The organism is Mesorhizobium sp. M7A.F.Ca.US.010.02.1.1, from assembly GCF_004023085.1.
Classification (GTDB): domain Bacteria; phylum Pseudomonadota; class Alphaproteobacteria; order Rhizobiales; family Rhizobiaceae; genus Mesorhizobium.
Window position 1 is genome coordinate 202,789 of record NZ_RZRV01000006.1, and the last position, 17,379, is coordinate 220,167.

Annotated in this window: 16 protein-coding genes and 1 riboswitch; of the genes, 4 read left to right on the forward strand and 12 right to left on the reverse strand. The window is 62.6% G+C overall.

Annotated features, from left to right (window positions below; translation table 11 throughout):
- The first annotated feature begins 44 nt into the window (after window positions 1–44).
- Window positions 45–1,220, forward strand: a complete 1,176-nt coding sequence (locus EOA19_RS09260) for a GGDEF domain-containing protein (RefSeq protein ID WP_023810510.1) — start codon at window positions 45–47, stop codon at window positions 1,218–1,220.
- On the opposite strand, the gene gcvP is transcribed toward EOA19_RS09260, so the two are convergent.
- From gcvP to gcvT, 3 genes are read right to left on the reverse strand one after another with little or no spacing between them, the layout of a single operon-like run.
- On the reverse strand, window positions 1,221–4,031 hold the full coding sequence (gene gcvP / locus EOA19_RS09265; RefSeq protein WP_128303367.1) for an aminomethyl-transferring glycine dehydrogenase: 2,811 nt from the start codon (window positions 4,029–4,031) through the stop codon (window positions 1,221–1,223).
- A gap of 17 nt (window positions 4,032–4,048) precedes the next feature.
- Window positions 4,049–4,417 (reverse strand): glycine cleavage system protein GcvH, encoded by a 369-nt coding sequence (gene gcvH / locus EOA19_RS09270; RefSeq protein ID WP_128303368.1) that lies wholly within the window; start codon window positions 4,415–4,417, stop codon window positions 4,049–4,051.
- A gap of 5 nt (window positions 4,418–4,422) precedes the next feature.
- Window positions 4,423–5,523 carry a glycine cleavage system aminomethyltransferase GcvT gene (gene gcvT / locus EOA19_RS09275; protein ID WP_128303369.1) on the reverse strand — a complete coding sequence of 367 codons (1,101 nt, stop codon included), beginning with the start codon at window positions 5,521–5,523 and terminating at the stop codon, window positions 4,423–4,425.
- Window positions 5,524–5,672: 149 nt separating this feature from the next.
- A riboswitch (glycine riboswitch) is annotated at window positions 5,673–5,759 on the reverse strand.
- A gap of 244 nt (window positions 5,760–6,003) precedes the next feature.
- Between gcvT and EOA19_RS09280 the strand changes: the two genes are divergently transcribed.
- Window positions 6,004–7,002 (forward strand): hypothetical protein, encoded by a 999-nt coding sequence (locus EOA19_RS09280; protein ID WP_128303370.1) that lies wholly within the window; start codon window positions 6,004–6,006, stop codon window positions 7,000–7,002.
- Between the two features lie 40 nt (window positions 7,003–7,042).
- On the opposite strand, the gene EOA19_RS09285 is transcribed toward EOA19_RS09280, so the two are convergent.
- The gene (locus tag EOA19_RS09285; RefSeq protein ID WP_128303371.1) at window positions 7,043–7,771 is read right to left on the reverse strand and encodes a GntR family transcriptional regulator; all 729 of its coding nucleotides are present in this window, start codon (window positions 7,769–7,771) and stop codon (window positions 7,043–7,045) included.
- A gap of 7 nt (window positions 7,772–7,778) precedes the next feature.
- Entirely contained in the window at window positions 7,779–9,059 is a 1,281-nt protein-coding gene (locus EOA19_RS09290) for a D-amino acid dehydrogenase (protein WP_128303372.1), read from the reverse strand.
- Between the two features lie 221 nt (window positions 9,060–9,280).
- On the opposite strand from EOA19_RS09290, the gene EOA19_RS09295 reads away from it, so the two are divergent.
- Window positions 9,281–10,075 (forward strand): aspartate/glutamate racemase family protein, encoded by a 795-nt coding sequence (locus EOA19_RS09295; protein ID WP_128303373.1) that lies wholly within the window; start codon window positions 9,281–9,283, stop codon window positions 10,073–10,075.
- A gap of 40 nt (window positions 10,076–10,115) precedes the next feature.
- On the opposite strand, the gene EOA19_RS09300 is transcribed toward EOA19_RS09295, so the two are convergent.
- The 7 genes from EOA19_RS09300 to EOA19_RS09330 all read right to left on the reverse strand — a co-directional run bounded on the left by EOA19_RS09300 (window position 10,116) and on the right by EOA19_RS09330 (window position 15,159).
- Window positions 10,116–10,907, reverse strand: coding sequence for a molybdopterin-binding protein (locus tag EOA19_RS09300; protein WP_127270739.1), 792 nt, complete (start codon window positions 10,905–10,907; stop codon window positions 10,116–10,118).
- 1 nt (window position 10,908) lies between these two features.
- Window positions 10,909–11,787 carry a cytochrome b/b6 domain-containing protein gene (locus EOA19_RS09305; RefSeq protein WP_128303374.1) on the reverse strand — a complete coding sequence of 293 codons (879 nt, stop codon included), beginning with the start codon at window positions 11,785–11,787 and terminating at the stop codon, window positions 10,909–10,911.
- A 97-nt stretch (window positions 11,788–11,884) separates the two neighbouring features.
- On the reverse strand, window positions 11,885–12,562 hold the full coding sequence (locus EOA19_RS09310) for a DUF1345 domain-containing protein (protein WP_128303375.1): 678 nt from the start codon (window positions 12,560–12,562) through the stop codon (window positions 11,885–11,887).
- Between the two features lie 31 nt (window positions 12,563–12,593).
- Entirely contained in the window at window positions 12,594–13,064 is a 471-nt protein-coding gene (locus tag EOA19_RS09315) for a YaiI/YqxD family protein (protein WP_023810521.1), read from the reverse strand.
- Entirely contained in the window at window positions 13,061–13,333 is a 273-nt protein-coding gene (locus tag EOA19_RS09320; protein WP_128303376.1) for a hypothetical protein, read from the reverse strand. Before EOA19_RS09320 ends, EOA19_RS09315 begins: the two co-directional genes overlap by 4 nt.
- A 62-nt stretch (window positions 13,334–13,395) precedes the next feature.
- A complete protein-coding gene (gfa, locus tag EOA19_RS09325) occupies window positions 13,396–13,965 on the reverse strand; it encodes an S-(hydroxymethyl)glutathione synthase (protein ID WP_023810523.1) in 570 nt (189 codons plus the stop codon).
- Between the two features lie 66 nt (window positions 13,966–14,031).
- Window positions 14,032–15,159: an S-(hydroxymethyl)glutathione dehydrogenase/class III alcohol dehydrogenase gene (locus tag EOA19_RS09330; RefSeq protein ID WP_128303377.1), complete on the reverse strand. Its 1,128-nt coding sequence runs from the start codon at window positions 15,157–15,159 to the stop codon at window positions 14,032–14,034.
- A 201-nt stretch (window positions 15,160–15,360) separates the two neighbouring features.
- On the opposite strand from EOA19_RS09330, the gene EOA19_RS09335 reads away from it, so the two are divergent.
- Window positions 15,361–17,373: an acetyl/propionyl/methylcrotonyl-CoA carboxylase subunit alpha gene (locus tag EOA19_RS09335; RefSeq protein ID WP_128303378.1), complete on the forward strand. Its 2,013-nt coding sequence runs from the start codon at window positions 15,361–15,363 to the stop codon at window positions 17,371–17,373.
- Window positions 17,374–17,379: the final 6 nt, after the last annotated feature.

Here is a 17,379-nt window from a genome sequence, read left to right on the forward strand (position 1 = left end):
AGAGTGCAGCGCAACCGCCGACGCTCGAGAGGCCCTTGCCCGATATGCTGGACTTCAGTTCGCTCCTGCTCGCAGCTGCGCTGTCGGGCATCTGCCTCAGCGTCACCATGTTTGCGATCTGGTTCACCGCGCCCAAGGCAGGCTTCGTGCTGACGGTGGCGTGCGGCATTCTGGTGCTCGTCGCGCATGTGATCCTGTTCTGGCGATACACCAAGGATCCCGATCCGCTGCTCTGTCAGATCGTGCTTGCGCTGCTCAGCCTGGGGTTCCTGATCCTCTGCGTGTCGGCCATGCAATATCTGGGCGTGCCCGGCCACAGACGCGCCGTTGCACCGGCGCTTGCCGCCATGGCTGTCTGTGCGGCAGTGACCTTCCTGGGGCTTGACGGTGTCGGCTTCATCGTCACCTACGCCACGGTGACGGTGCTTCTGTCGGCGATCGGCGCCATGTTTTGGATCAATGGCAGTCACGATCGCCGGATCCTGCTGGTGGTTTCGTTTCTGAGCGGCACCTGCGCTGTGTCGTTTGCGCTTTGTGGCGTGGTTCTGCTGACCAAGGGGCAATGGACGCTCGCGGTCGCGCCCGACAACTGGGCCGAACGACTGAATTCCGTCGTGGCGGTGGCTTGCATGACCGGGCTCGGCGCATTGACGCTCTCCCTCCACCATCTGCAGGCGCAGATCGAGCTGAAGGCCGAGACCATGACCGACCCGCTGACGGGGTTGATGAACCGGCGGGCGTTGACGTCGCTCTACGGCGAGCGGAGTTTCGGTCCGTTCATGTCCGTCGTCATGTTCGACCTCGACCACTTCAAGCGGACGAACGATGTCTATGGCCATCCGGTCGGGGACCAGGTCTTGTGCCGCTTCGCCGCGGTCATCAAGAAATATGCCAGGACCGGCGTCGACGCTTTTCGCCTGGGCGGCGAGGAATTCGCCGTCGTCATGTCGCGAATGACGGAAGAGAAGGCCCATGATCTCGCCAGCAAGATCTGTGTGGCCTTCGGCACCGAGATCGTCGCCACCCAACTCGGCAAGTTGCGCAGCACGGTCAGCGGCGGCATCGGCTTTGGCGAGGCAAGCGGCAGCAGCCTCGATGAGGTGCTGACCGAGGCCGATGCGGCGCTCTATGCCGCCAAGCGCGCCGGGCGAAACTGCGTCATCAGCCGTAAAAGGACAGGCAAGGCCGAACCTATCAAGCCGGCCTTGCGCTCCGCGTAATTATTCCGCCGCACCCAGATAGTCCGACAGTGGCGGGCAGGAGCAGACCAGGTTGCGGTCGCCGGCGACATTGTCGATGCGTGACACCGGTGGCCAGTATTTGGCTGCCGTGTCGGCGTCGCCGGCGGGATAGGCCGCCTCCAGGCGCGAGTAGGGATGCGTCCACTGGCCGGCCAGCACCTCGGCGGCGGTGTGCGGCGCGTTGACCAGCGGATTGTCGGCCAAAGGCCATTCGCCCCTGGCGACTTTCGCTGCCTCGCCTGCGATGGCGATCATCGCCTCGCAGAAGCGGTCGAGTTCCCGCTTGGGCTCGGATTCGGTCGGCTCCACCATCAGCGTGCCGGCGACCGGGAAGGACATGGTCGGCGCGTGGAAGCCGTAGTCGATCAGCCGTTTGGCGACATCGTCGACACTGATGCCGGCGCTGTCCTTGAGCACGCGGGTGTCGAGGATGCATTCATGCGCGATGCGATCGTGCCTGCCCTTGTAGAGAAGCGGGAAATGCGGCGCGAGCCGTGTCGCCACGTAGTTGGCCGAGATGATGGCGGTCTCCGTCGCCTGCTTCAGTCCGGCGGCGCCCATCATGCGGATATACATCCAGGTGATCGGCAGGATCGAGGCACTGCCGAATGGTGCGGCCGACACGGCGTGCGCCGAACCTTCGGTGACATGTCCCGGCAGATAGGGCTGCAGATGCGCCTTTACGCCGATCGGGCCGATGCCCGGGCCACCGCCGCCATGCGGAATGCAGAAGGTCTTGTGCAGGTTCATATGACAGACATCGGCGCCGATATCGGCGGGCCGCGCCAAGGCGACCAGCGCGTTGAGATTGGCGCCATCGAAATAGACCTGGCCGCCATGCTCGTGGATAAGGGCGCAGAGGTGGCGTGCACCTTCCTCGTAGACGCCATGCGTCGAGGGGTAGGTGAACATCAGTGCCGCGAGATTCTTGGAATGCTCGTTGGCCTTGGCTCTCATGTCGTCCATGTCGATATTGCCGTCCTCCAGGCAGCGCACAACGACAACGCTCATCCCGGCCATCGCAGCACTTGCCGGATTGGTGCCATGAGCGGAGGAGGGGATCAGGCAGACGGTGCGATGACCTTCGCCGCGTGAGCGATGATAGGCGCGGATTGCAAGCAGGCCGGCATACTCGCCCTGGCTGCCGGCATTGGGCTGCAGGCTGACGGCGTCGAAGCCGGTGATCTCCGACAGCCATCCTTCCAGTTCGCCGATCATGGCGCGATAGCCGGCCGAATGGCTTGCCGGCGCGAAGGGATGCAAATTGGCGATTTCAGGCCAGCTTACCGGCATCATTTCCGCCGCCGCGTTGAGCTTCATGGTGCAGGATCCCAGCGGGATCATGCTGCGGTCGAGCGCCAGATCCTTGTCGGCCAGCCGGCGCAGCAAGCGCATCATGTCGGTTTCCGACTTGTTCTCATGGAACACAGGCTGGGTCAGGAACTCCTTGCCGCGCGGCTTGCCAGGTACGGTGCTGTCGGCCGACGGAGAGGCCTTGGCGCCGAACAGGGCGGCGATCGCATCGAGATCGGCATCGGTCGAGGTCTCATCGAAGCTGATGCCGACATGGTCGGCATCGATGACGCGCAGCAGCCGGCCGGTCTTTTCAGCCGCAGTGGCGATCTGCGCCGCCTTGCCCTTGGTCTCCACCGTCACCGTGTCGAAACGGCTGGCGCCGATCACCGACACGCCTGCCGCTTCGAGGCCGCTTGCCAGACGATTGGCCAGCGTGTGGATGCGCCCGGCAATCGCCTGCAGCCCGGCGGGGCCGTGCCAGATCGCATAAGCCGTCGCCATGTTGGCAAGCAGCGCCTGTGCGGTGCAGATGTTGGAGGTCGCCTTGTCGCGGCGGATATGCTGTTCGCGTGTCTGTAAGGCAAGCCGGTAGCCGGGCCGGCCTTTGCTATCGGTGGATTGGCCGACCAGGCGGCCAGGCATCAGCCGCGTCAACTTGTCGGAGACGGCGCAATAGGCGGCGTGCGGCCCGCCAAAGCCCATCGGCACGCCAAAACGCTGCATCGGGCCGACGGCAATGTCGGCGCCAAGCTTGGCCGGCGCATCGGTCAGCGCCAGGCCGAGCGGATCGGCAATGAAGACGACGATGGCGCCGGTCGCACGCGCCTTGTCGATCGCCGCCTTGTGGTCGCCATAGACGCCAAACGTATCCGGCCAGGAGACGAGCAAAGCAGCGGTGTTGTCGTCGATCGTCTCGCCGTCGATCTCGATGCCGAGCGGCTCGGCGCGGGTACGCACGACGTCCAGTGTCTGCGGGTGTGGCGTGCCGGCAAGTGCGATCTTGGTGCGCTTGTCGCGGTGGTGGCGCAAGGCGATGCCTATGGCTTCGGCGACCGCGGTTGCTTCATCCAGCAGCGAGGCCGACGCCACCGGCAGACCGGTCAATTCCGTGACCAGCGTCTGGAAGTTGAACAGCATCTCCAGCCGGCCCTGGCTGATCTCGGCCTGATAGGGCGTGTAGGCCGTGTACCAGGCCGGGTTCTCGAACAAGTTGCGCTGGATGACCGGCGGCACATGCACGCCGTGATAGCCGGCACCGATAAAGCTCTTCAGCACCGTATTCTTGGCCATGGTCGCCGACAATTCGGCCAGCGCTTCCGCTTCGCTGGCCGGTGCGGGCAGGGTCAGCGGCAAGTCGAGGCGGATCGACTGCGGCACGGCCTGGCTGATCAGCGTCTCGATGGACGGAACGCCGATCACGGCAAGCATGGCTCTGACATCGTTGACGCTCGGGCCGATGTGGCGGGCCGAGAAGGGAGTGAGTGCTGCGGTCATGTCAATCCGTCCTGATATCAGCCGATATGGGCTTTGTAGGCGGCCTCATCCATGAGGCCCGCGAGCTGGCTTTCGTCGGCAAGCTTCATCTTCCACAGCCAGCCGGCGCCGGTTGCCGCCGAGTTGACCAGTGACGGGTCCGACGACAGCGTGCTGTTGGCTTCGGTGATCTCGCCATCGACCGGCGCGTAGACATCGGAAGCCGCCTTGACGGATTCGACCACGACGGCGGTGTCGCCCTTGGTCAATTTCTTTCCGGTCTCCGGCAGTTCGACGAAGACGAGGTCGCCGAGCTGCTCCTGCGCATAGTCGGTGATGCCGACAGTGGCGATGCCGCCCTCGACGCGGAGCCATTCGTGATCTGATGTGAAATAGGTCGTTGCCATTGAGATCATCCTTTGCGGTAGCGATGCGGTGTGAAGGGCAGGGAGCTGATATCGACTGGGATTTTCGTGCCGCGAACATCGGCGAAAACCCGTATTCCCTGTTTGGCCAGTGGCGCCGTGACATAGCCCATGGCGACCGGATGGCCGGCTGACGGGCCAAAGCCGCCTGATGTGACATGGCCGGCGGGCGTGCCGTCGGCGTCAAAGAGCGCGGCGCCGGCGCGCACCGGCTGGCGGCCTTCCGGCTTCAGCCCGACGCGCTTTTGCGCGGGTCCTCGTTCCACGGCGGCGCGGAGCGCATCGGCGCCGATGAAAGCGCCGGAAGCGCGGATGTCCTTTGGAATTGCCCACATCAACGCAGCGCTGGCCGGATCGGTCTCCGGCGTGATGTCCTGGCCATGCAGGCACAGCCCTGCCTCCAGCCGCAGACTGTCGCGGGCGGCCAGGCCGATCCACAGCACGCGTTCATCGCCGAGCAGCTTCGCGACGAGGTCGCGCGCATCGGCTTCCGACAGGCCGATCTCGAAACCGTCCTCGCCGGTATAGCCCGACCGGCTCATGAACCAGTTCTTGCGCGGTTCGACACCATGCATGAACAGCAGCGAGCCGGTCTCGATGCCGGCGCGCGAAAGGGCGGCCCAGGCTTCAGGACCCTGGATGGCCAGGAAGACGCGGTCGAGCGGCTCGACCCTGGCGTCGAAATCCGCGGCAAGTGCACGCAAATGCTTTTCGTCGGCGACGGCGTTGCCTGCGTTGGCGACCACCATGAACCTGCTATCGCCAAGTCTGGTGACGATCAGGTCGTCCAGAATGCCGCCTGCCTCGTTGAGGAAAAAGGACAGTTTGGACTGTGAGATTTGGAGTGCGCCTGCATCCAAGGGGCAAGCGCGGTTGAGCAGCGCAACCGCCTCCGGCCCGCTGACTTCGAACAGCTTCATATGCGAGATGTCGAACAGGCCAGCCTGTTCGCGGGTGTGAAGATGTTCCTTCATGACGCCCGCCGGATAGGTCAGCGGCATCGACCAGCCGGCAAAAGCGCCAAAACGCGCACCGGCGGCCACATGGATGTCTTCGAGGGGTAGGTGTCTTGTATCGTCGCCCGTCATGTCGTCTCCAGAGTCGCACGCAATCGGCCGCGAATGGCGACCAGTCCGTGCCCCTCTGTCTGAAGCCTGAGAGACTCGCGCAGCCGGAGCTCTGTCAGCGGCGCTTACACCTTCGGCGCGGGGGCAAGCCCCGACTTTCCAGAGTGTCTTTCCCGTCTACGGTTCTTTTGCCTGAGAGATTTCGGGCGATTTCCCCTTCGGCGACAGCTCTCGCTGTTCTCTCCCGCAAACAGGTAGGACTCAGACCCTGAGTCCTCGACGCGCCATCCATAGCTCGCGCGCGACGGCTTGTCACCTGTCAGCGACATCTAAAGCGCGTGCATGCCATTCTTCAAAACCGCGGCACGTTTTTGGGCGACATGCGTTGGCCGACAAGTCTTCGCTAACCACGCCGTTTGCCGGTTTTTCAAGACACTGCTGATATGTTGGCTTGTATGACGCTTGGGGCCGGCGCTTGGCGACGGCGGACGGGGACGACAAATGGGCGAATTGATCATGAGCGCGCCGGTGGCCGGGCTGACCTCGAAAAGCCGCATCGCCGCGGAGGACGTGGCGATGTTGCGCCATGAAGTGTTCGGCGATGGCGTCGTGACGCGCGGCGAGGCCGAGGCGCTGTTTGCGCTCGATGCAACGGCGAAGGACAAATGCGAGGAATGGCCGCCCTTCTTCGTGGAGGCGGTTACCGACTATATCGTCCACCAGGAAAAGCCGTCGGGCTATATCTCGCAGGACAATGCCGACTGGCTGATCCGCACGATCTCGCGCGATGGCATGGTCGACAGCCGGACCGAGCTCGAATTGCTGGTGCATGTGCTGGAACAGGCAAGATCGTCGCCGAGCCAGCTTTGCGTCTATGCGCTGGAGCAGGTGGCGCATGCCGTCATTGACGGCAAGGGGCCGCTGATGCTCGGCGGCGCGCTGGCTCCCGGCCTCATCGCACAGGCGGTCGAGCTGCTGCGCCGGATCCTCCATGCCCATGGCGGCGACGGCAACATCGCCATCACGCGCGCCGAGGCCGAGGTGCTGTTCAAGATCAACGAGTGCACTGCTCAAGGGCACAACGATCCGTCCTGGAACGAGCTGTTCGTCAAGGCGATCGCCAATTTCGTCATGTGCTCGGCCGGCTACGAAGCACCGACGCGCGATGTGGCGCTGCGCCGCGATGCCTTCCTCGAACATGCCGATCCGGAAATCGGCGGCTTCTTCAGCCGCATGATCTCTGGCGGCCTTGCCGGCATCATGGAAGCCTATCGGTCCCCGGGCGACATCGAGGCCGAGTGGGAAGCCAAGAACAGGGCGGCCGAGACCCTGGCCCGCCGCGCCGAGACGATCGATGCCGGCGAAGCCGGCTGGCTGATCGAACATATCGGCGTCGACAGGCCTCTTTACGAGAACGAACGCGCGCTGCTGACGCTGATCAAGCACGCCTCACCGGAAATCCATCCGGCGCTGAGGCCGCTGCTCGACAAGGTTGCCTGAGCGGTAGGGGGTTGCCTCGGTCAAAGCCGGGGTTGCCCGATTAGATCTGGTCGACGTCGATGTATATCCTTGCCAAGCCTTCCCTGACGGTCGACATGGCATCGGCGACGCTGATGGCGATGTGGTCGTGCATGAGCCTTGCGGCCCTGTTGGCATCGCGGGCTACCATGGCCCGGGCGATTTCGCTGTGTTCGGTGTAGGTCGTCGACAATCGCCGGTGCTTCTCCACTTCGATCTTGCGAACGAAATGGATGCGCGTGTTGATGCCTTCGAGCATGCGCGCCAGTTCGGAATTACCTGACAGCCTGGCGATGCGGATGTGAAATTCCTCGTCCCTGGCGGTCAGCTCAGTGCTGGAAAATGAGTCGGCGCGCGCCATGGTGAGCGTCCACCAGTCGACGAGCGCGGCAAGCTCCTCATCTGTCGAGCGCTGGATCGCCAGCCTGACGGAGCGCTCCTCGAGCACCGCCCGCACGTCGGAAAGATTGACGATCTCGTCGACATCGAAGCCCCGGCAAAAGAAGCCGCGATTGGTCTGGAAAGTGATGAGTTCTTCTGTGACCAACCGCTGGAGCGCCTCCCGGATCGGGCTGCGGCTGACATTCAGCCTGGCGGCAAGCGCCACTTCGTTGATGCGCTCGTTCGGCTTGAAGCGATAGTCCATCGCCATGCCACGGATTTCTTCATAGACACGCGGGCCGGTCTTGATCGGCTTGGATGCCAACGCCGCGCTGTTGTCCTGGTTGCTTTGCCTGGTGGGTCGGGGCATGGCCTCGTCAAGCCTTTGCGGCGCGTGGTTCGGTGAACCGCGCCTGTGTGGGAAGGATACCGTCGAGGGCGATCGGCGCGGTCCGGCCGGCGATCAGATCGGCGATGATACGGGCCGATCCATGCGCCATCGTCCAGCCGATATGGCCGTGCCCGGTGTTCAGCCACAGGTTTCGGATGTCGCGCAGGCCGAGGATCGGCAGGTTGTCGGGCGTCATGGGCCTCAGGCAGGCCCGCATCTCGGCGCGATCATAGGCGATGCCGCGCGGGAACAAGTCCTGCGTGACGCGCTTCATGAAGGCGAAATCCGAAGGCTTGTGGCTGCGATCATAGCCTGCGAATTCCGCGGTGGCGGTCACGCGGATGCGATCGCCCATCGGCGTGATGGCGACGAGGTTGTGCTCATCGATGACAGGGAGTTTTGGAGCCAGCGCCCGATCGACGATGGGAATGGTCATGGAATATCCCTTGACCGGATAGATCGGCAGACCAAGGCCGATCTTGCGGGCGAGGACGGGGCTCTCGGCGCCGAGACTCAGAACGTAGGTGTCGGCCAGAAACTCTCCCTTGTCGGTGACGACCTTGGTGATCGTTTCCTTTCTGCGTTCGATCCCCACGATCCTGGTCCCTGTCAGGATCTTGCCGCCCCTATTTTCGACGATGGCCGCCAGCGCGCGCGTGAACTTGGCGGCGTCGCCGGTTTCGTCGGTCGGACACAATACGCCGCCGGCAATGTTGTCGCGCGACGAAGCCAGCGCCGGCTCGCGGTCAACGATTTCCTGCGCGTCTACGATGCGGATCTCCTGGCCGTCGGCTTCCAGCAGGCGCATGTTGGCGACGCCCTTGTCGAGCGCCTGATGGCTGCGGTGGAAATAAAGAATGCCGTCCGACGTCCTGTCGTACGGGATCGCCTCTTCCCTGACGACCGCCTGCAGGACCGATTGGGAATGGACCGCAAGCCGATGTTTGAGCAGAGTGTTGCGACGTGCTTTGGCGGCCGTGCATTGCATGAGGAAGCGCAGCGACCAACTGTAGAGATGCGGGTCGGCGGAAAGTTTGAAGCGAAGCGCCTGGTCCTTCAGGAAAAGCGACTTCAGCAGGATTTTTGGCGTGGCCGGCGATGACCAGACGAAGGAATGGCCGGGCGCGATCATACCGGCATTTCCCCAGCTCGCGCCCTCGGCCACCTGCGGTGCCTGCTCGAGAACGGTGACCGCGTGGCCGTCCTTTTGCAACTGATAGGCCGTGGTGATCCCGACAACGCCGCCGCCCAAGATCAATACGCGCATCGCTGTCCCGAATGGTTGTCGTTTCTATTGTCGACAATTCAATAGGAAGACGCTGGTCATTGTCAACGGCGCGTGGGTCGACGATCGATTCACCGGTCAGACAGGGCGAAACCCCGGCATTTCTCGGTTCCCAAAATTCGAACGGAGCTCTTGACACGTTTGGCAAAGTTGTCGTTTCTATTGTCGACAATTCTGATTGGCATCAGGAAGGGGACTGCGCCATGGACGCCCCGCTTAGCCGCGCCGACGACACGCTTGTCCTCGACAAGGAACACATTCCCTTCACGACCGACGACGGCATCGGCACCCGCGCCAATCTCGGCCTGCTCGTTCTTCGGACCGACCAGACCATCGAGGATGAATTCCGCTATGCGCTGCCCGCGCGCGACATCGCGCTGTACGAGGCGCGGCTCTACAGCGATGTCGAGATCACGCCTGAAAACCTGATGAAGATGTCGGCCGTCATCCCGGGAACGGTCGGGCTCTTGCCGGACGTCAAGTTCGATGTGATCGGCTTTGCCTGCACTTCGGGAGCGCTGGTTATCGGCGAGGACAAGGTCGCCGAACGCGTTCACGAGGTGCTGCCGGGCGTGCAAGTGACCAACCCGGTGACGGCGGCGCGGGCGGCGCTGAAAGCCCTGGGCGTTTCGCGGATCGCGTTGCTCACCCCTTATTTGGCAAAAATCAATCATTCCCTGCGGGCATCGCTGATGGCGCGGGGGATGGATATTCCGGTCATGGGCTCCTTCAACGAGGCGGACGACAATGTCGTTGCACGCATCACGCCGGCATCGGTCAAGCAGGCCATCTTGGAAATCGGTGCGTCGAGCGACTGTGAGGCGGTGTTCGTTTCCTGCACCAGCATGCGCGTTGCCCGCATCATCGAGGAGGTCGAGAAGGAACTGGGGAAACCGGTAACCTCGAGCAATCACGCCCTTGCCTGGCACATGCTGCGGCTCGGCGGCATTGGCGAGCAGATCGCCGGAAAGGGCGAACTGTTTCGCCGCTCGCTATAGGTTGGCCATCTTTGGGGCCGCGGCGTTTGCGGTGTGCGATTCAGATTCCGCCGTACCAGTCATAACCATTGTCTTCCCAATAGCCGCCGCGACCGCCGCCGACAGTGGCGAAGCCGTCGACCAGCTCGATCTTGTAGAGATATTTCGGCATCTTGTAGCCGAGTTGGCGTTCGACGCGAACCCGCAGCGGAGCGCCGTTCTCGACCGGCAGCGGCTTGCCGTTCAGGCCATAGGCGAGGATCGTCTGCGGGTGACGGGCATCGATCAGGTCGATGCTGCCGTAATATTTGATGTCGCCGGAGAGGCTGCGGTCGATCGTGTCGAGGCAATGGAACATGACGTAGCGCGCCTGCGGTTTGACAACCGCCTGGTCCAGCACCAGCGACAGCGGCGTGCCGGTCCATTTGGCGATGCAGCTCCAGCCTTCGACGCAGTCATGGCGCGTGATCTGGGTGCGGCTCGGCATATTCTGGAGTTGCTCGCGGCTGAGCGACAGCGGCTTCTCGACAAGGCCTGAAACCTCCAGTCGCCAGTCGGCGAAGTTGTTGGCGAGCAAGCCCTTGTAGACATCGTCATCGGGAGCCGTCACACCATTCGGCCGCTGCGGCTGGCGGATGTCGGCCTCGGTGAATTCCGGGGCCAGCGCGTCACTTCCGGCAAGCAGCCGCTGTGCGCGATAGGTCAGGCCATTGGCGTTTTCGAGGAAACTTCGCAGGCCGCTGCCAACACCTAGCTGACTGTCGAAGGCGTCGCAGCCCGACAGCATGATGCCGGAGACGCCAAGGCTGGCACCAGTCAGGAATTTGCGGCGGCTGATCTGGAATTTTGCCATGTCAGGCACTCCTCTCGGCTGTATCGTCCTGTGCGGGAGGATCTGTCCGATACCAGCCGGTGATGATCGAGCGCAGTTCGTTGATCGGGCCGGCGGCCAGGATCATCAGGATATGGACGACGAAGAAGGCGACCAATAGCACCATGACGGTGAAATGGATGGTGCGTGCCGTCTGCCGGCCACCGAGCAGATCGTTGAGGAACGGCAGCACCGAATTCATGCTCGGCGACATCGCCAGACCGGTGATGATCATCAGCGGCAACAGCACGAACAGCACGCCGCCATAGGCCATCTTCTGCAGCGTGTTGTATTCGCGCGTGTGGTGGAATTTGAGCTTGGCATGGTCGACGATGTCTTGCGGCAATCGCTTCAAATCGTCGAGGCGTGGCGCGAGATCGCGCCGCAGATGGCCGTTCACGGTGCTGGCGACAAACCAGACGATCAACGTCGTGGTGAGTATCCAGGCAAAGAAGAAATGGATGACGCGCGCGGTGCCGAGATCATAGTAGGACGGGATGGTCGCCCAGGACGGAAAGGCGCGGGACGTCTCCTGGCCGGCCGGACCCGACCAGCCGAGCACGCCAGTCGTGTCGAAGCGCTTGCCGAAGATTTCCGTGTAGCCGCGCGGACCCGCGTCGGAATTCTCAGCGCCGATGGCGAAGATGGTGTTGTTGTATTCGAAGCCCGATTCTTTGCCGATATAGAGCTGCGGACGGGCATTGAAGATCTGCAGGCCTGACAGCAGCATGAAGAACAAAGAGATAGCCCATAGCCAATGCGTCAGCCGCGTCCAGCGCGACTGCCGGTAAATCAGCGTTTTGTCGTTCGACGCAGAAGCGCCTCGATCGGCGGCGGATTGGCTTCTGGCAACGGATTCCATCGTGTTTCGTCTCCCGGCCTCGCGGCATGGCCTGCGCGTTCATTGTCCTCCTGATACGTCGCGATCCAAACCGATGTTTCATCCGATCACGGATTTATTACGGACCGCCCAAGCTGACGGCGAGATTGACGGCGGCGGCGACGATGACCGTGTTGAAGAAAAACGACAGGATCGAATGGACAAGCACGACACGACGCATATGCGTTGTCGAGATGTTGGTATCGGCGGTCTGTGCCGTCATGCCGATCACCGTCGAGAAGTACAGGAAGTCCCAGCCCTCCGGCCGTTTGTCGCCCGCAAACAGCAGTCCGCCGACAGGGATTTTCTTCCTGGTCTCGGCATCCACCGCATCGCCGTCCATCCAGTAGACATGGGCATAATGGAGCGCTGCCATGGCATGAATGGTGAACCAGCCGAGCGGGATCGACAGCAGCGCGAAGGTGAGCTCGACGGGATGGCTTCTGTCCTTCTGATTGATCAGCAGGAACAATGAGATAACGGCAACGCCGACGACGACAAGCGTCACAGCGAAGATGACCAGCACAGGCTGGTCCGTGGCACGCGCATTCCTGCTCAGATACCTGCCGGTGAACTTCGGCATCTGGGCGACGACGAGAATGACATAGGCGGCAAAGAACGCGTTGGCGCCGATCGAATAGGCAAGCGGGGCGTGCAGCAGCAACGCCACGAGAAGCGCAAAAACGCCAACGCAGGCCGACACAGCGAACAGCATGTGGCGCTGAATGGGAGACTTCACCGGGGTTTCGGCAGCCATGTCGGTTCCAACCTTGGATGGCGCTCGGTTTCTAGTCTGGTGTGGCGGATTTGAGCGCCCGCCGCAAGATGCGGTCGAGTTCGCCCAGAAACCGCGACCGGTCTTGTGGCGCGAAGCTGGCATTGTAGCCCTTGCTTTCGCCGGTCTCGCGCAGATGCTGCTTCAGGTCACGCATCGCCATCGCCATGCCGATCGTTTCCGGAGTGAAGGGGCGCCCCGTTGGCCCAAGCACATGGGCGCCGAGCGCCACCGCGCGGGCGGCCAGCGGAATGTCCGCGGTGATCACAATGTCGTTGGTGCGTGCATTGTCGACGATCCAGTCGTCGGCGGCATCAGCGCCCTTGGAGACCACGACATTGCGGATCATCGGATCGCGCGATGGCCGCAGGCCGCCATTGGAGACGTAGGTGACAACGACGCCATGCCGGTCGGCCACTTTTTCGACCTCGGCCTTGACCGGGCAGGCGTCTGCATCGACGAGAATGGCGGGGAGTTCGCTCATGCTTGGGTGGTGCCGTCTTCGACCACGATCTCGGCTTCCTTGTCGACCATATGTTCGCGCATCAGCATTTCGGCTTCTTTCACCGCTCTCTTCACATACGGGCCTCGGGCGCTGAATGTGATCTCGTCAATGCATCTATCGATTTCGCCGAGGTCGATGCTGACGCGTTTGTTGTCGCGAAATGTTCGCCAGAGGTCTTCGCCGAAATTGCGAATGCGGTGGATACCTGACGCTTGCCCGTCGCGAAATTTGATGCGGATTATGACCATGCCTTTGCAAGCTTTCGAACGGCTGGTGCGGGCCGGACCAGGAAGGTCCAGCCCGCAATCGTTCAGGCCGGCAGCGCTCCGGACTTCTTCGCCGTCCAGGTGGCGATGTAATCCATCAGGCCGGGGTTGAGGCAGTCATAGGGCTCCAGCCCGATTGTCTTCAGCTGCGAACGGATGCCGTCCATCCCCTTCGGATCGACACCGGACTCGATGATCGATGAGACAAAGGCGGTAAAGCCCGGCGGCGACCAACCGTCCTCTTCGAAGCGTTCGGGATGGATGAAGGACAGGCCCTTGAACGGATGGTCGCGCTCGACCGGCCCGTGCATGTGGACACCGCAGCCGGTGCAGGCATGGCGCTGGATCAGCGCTGAGGGGTCGACCACCTTCAGCTTGTCGCCGTTTTCGGTGACGGTGACGTCGCCGGTGCCGGCCACGGCAACGACTGAGAACACCGCGCCTTCCGGCTTCCAGCATTTGGTGCAGCCGCAGGCGTGATTGTGGGCGATCTGGCCTTTGACCTTCACCTTCACCGGCTTGCTGGTGCAGGCGCAGACCAGCGTGCCGCCGGCAAAGCTTGCGCTTTCCTTCGGCAAGCCATTGTCGATTTTCGGATGCAGTTTCTCCGCCATTCTTTTCTCCTCCCAGTTGTGAACCACAGGGGTCGCTGGCCGTTGGTCGGCGGTTTGTGGTCTTCCTCAGTAAACGACGACGCTTCTGATCGATTTGCCCTCATGCATCAGGTCGAACCCCTTGTTGATGTCCTCGAGCTTCAGCGTGTGGGTGATCATCGGGTCGATCTGGATCTTGCCGTCCATGTACCAGTCGACGATCTTGGGCACGTCGGTGCGGCCGCGCGCGCCGCCGAAGGCGGTTCCCATCCAGGTGCGGCCGGTGACCAGTTGGAACGGCCTTGTCGAAATCTCCTGGCCGGCACCGGCGACGCCGATGACGACCGACTTGCCCCAGCCGCGATGCGAGGCTTCCAGCGCCTGGCGCATCACCTTGGTGCTGCCGGTGCAGTCGAATGTGTAGTCGGCGCCGCCGATCTGGTCGGCGCCACGCTTGGTCATGTTGACGAGGTAGGGCACGACATCGCCGTCGATTTCCTTCGGATTGACGAAATGCGTCATGCCGAACCGCTCGCCCCACTCCTTCTTGTCGTTGTTCAAATCGACGCCGATGATCATGTCGGCGCCGGCAAGTTTCAGGCCCTGGATGACGTTGAGGCCGATGCCGCCGAGGCCGAAGACGACCGCGGTGGCGCCGATCTCGACCTTGGCAGTGTTGATCACAGCGCCGATGCCGGTGGTGACGCCGCAGCCGATGTAGCAGATCTTGTCGAAGGGCGCGTCGGGGTTGACCTTGGCCAGCGCGATCTCGGGCAGCACGGTGAAGTTGGAGAAAGTCGAGCAGCCCATATAGTGAAAGATCTTGTCCTTGCCGATCGAGAAGCGCGATGAACCATCCGGCATCAGGCCCTGGCCCTGGGTGGTGCGGATGGCCGTGCACAGATTGGTCTTTCGCGACAGGCAGGAATGGCACTGGCGGCATTCGGGCGTGTAGAGCGGGATGACATGGTCGCCCTTCTTGAGCGAGGTGACACCCTTGCCGACATCGACGACGACGCCGGCGCCCTCATGGCCGAGGATGGCTGGAAACAGGCCTTCCGGATCGGCGCCAGACAGCGTGAATTCGTCGGTGTGGCAGATGCCGGTCGCCTTGATCTCGACCAGCACCTCGCCCTCGCGTGGGCCGTCGAGATCGACCTCCATGATCTCCAGCGGCTTTCCGGCGGCGACAGCGACAGCGGCGCGGGTTTTCATGGGGCAGTTCCTCCAATGCGAATTTTTTTCCAAGGTTTCAGGTTTTATCGACACGATCAACCGGAACCTGGTGCCAGGACTGGTCCACAGCGGTGAATTGGAATCGCAAGTCGATTGAAAGGCAGTGAATTGCATGGTCGGCTTGACCCTGCAAGCACAGGCCATAAAAGGAACGGCCGACCCGAGGGGATGACATTTCGCATGTTCACGAAAATCCTGATCGCCAATCGCGGCGAAATTGCCTGCCGCGTCATCAAGACGGCGCGCAAGATGGGTATCGCCACGGTTGCCGTCTATTCCGATGCCGATCGCGATGCCGTGCATGTCGAGATGGCCGACGAGGCGGTGCATATCGGGCCTTCGCCAGCCGCGCTGAGCTATCTCGTCCCGGAAAAGATCATCGCCGCCTGCAAGGAAACGGGGGCTCAGGCCGTGCATCCCGGCTACGGGTTCCTGTCCGAGCGGGCGGCCTTCTGCGAAGCGCTGGAAGCGGAAGGCATCATTTTCATCGGCCCGAAGCCCAAAGCCATCAAGGCGATGGGCGACAAGATCGAATCGAAGAAGTTTGCCAACGCCGCCAAGGTTTCCACCGTGCCCGGCTGGCTCGGCGTCATCGAGAATGCCGACCATGCCGAAAAGATCGCCGGCGAAATCGGCTATCCCGTGATGATCAAGGCTTCGGCCGGCGGCGGCGGCAAGGGCATGCGCATCGCCTGGAGCGAGGCCGAAGTGCGCGACGGCTTCGACCGCGCGCGCTCGGAAGCCAAGAGCTCGTTCGGCGACGATCGTCTCTTCATCGAGAAATTCATCGTCGATCCGCGCCACATCGAAATCCAGGTGCTGGCCGACGCGCATGGCAACGCGCTCTATCTCGGCGAGCGCGAATGCTCGATCCAGCGACGCAATCAGAAGGTCGCCGAAGAGGCGCCATCGCCATTCCTGGACGCCGCGACACGCAAGGCCATGGGCGAGCAGTCGGTGGCGCTGGCCAGGGCTGTCGATTACCAGAGCGCCGGCACGGTCGAATTCATCGTCGACAAGGACAAGAACTTCTATTTCCTTGAAATGAATACACGATTGCAGGTCGAGCATCCGGTGACGGAGCTCGTCACCGGCATCGATCTGGTCGAGCAGATGATCCGCGTCGCCGCCGGCGAAAAGCTTGGCCTGAAGCAAAGCGACATCAAGCTGAACGGCTGGGCGGTGGAAAGCCGGCTCTATGCCGAAGACCCTTACCGCAACTTCCTGCCTTCGATCGGCCGACTGACGCGCTACCGGCCGCCTGAGGAAGGACAATTCGGCGATGTCGTCATCCGCAACGACACCGGCGTCACCGAAGGCTCCGAAATCTCGATGTTCTACGATCCGATGCTCGCCAAGCTGTGCACCTGGGCGCCGACGCGTCTGGAGGCCATCGATGCCATGTCGGAAGCGCTCGACAGCTTCGTCGTCGATGGTATCGAGCACAACATTCCGTTGCTGGCCGCCTTGATGCAGCATCCGCGTTGGCGGGAAGGGCGGATATCGACCGCTTTCATATCGGAGGAATATCCCGACGGCTTCGCGCCGGTCGTGCCGAACGACGACGAGAAGGCGGTGCTGGCGTCGATCGCGACCGCGGTGGAACTGCTGCGCCGTGACCGGCTCGACCGGTTGGGCGGGCGGCTGGCGCCGCATTCGGGAGCTCTGAAGCGCGACTGGGTGGTAAAGATCGGCGATGACTATCTGTCGGCGTCGATCATCGAGGGCATGATTTCCATTCCGATGGAAATCGATCTGTCGATCGAGGGCGGCAGGGCGTTGACCGTTGCATCCGACTGGCGGCCGGGCGACCTGGTCTGGCGCGGCACGGTCGGCAAGCGCAAGGTTACGGCTCAGGTCAGGCCGGTTGCCAACGGCTTTCGCATAGCCTGGAAAGGCATGTCGGTGACCGCGCGCGCCATGCTGCCGCGCACCGCCGAGCTGGAAAGGCTGATGCCCGAAAAGGTGGCGCCGGACACGTCGAACCTGCTGCTTTGCCCGATGCCTGGCCTTGTCGTGTCAATTGCCGTTGCCGAAGGCCAGGAGGTCAAGGCCGGCGAGACCTTGGCGGTGGTCGAAGCGATGAAGATGGAAAACGTGCTGCGCGCCGAACGCGACCTTGTCGTGTCGAAACTCAACGCCAAGCCAGGCGACAGCCTGGCGGTGGATGCGGTGATCATGGAGTTTGCTTAGGGCTAG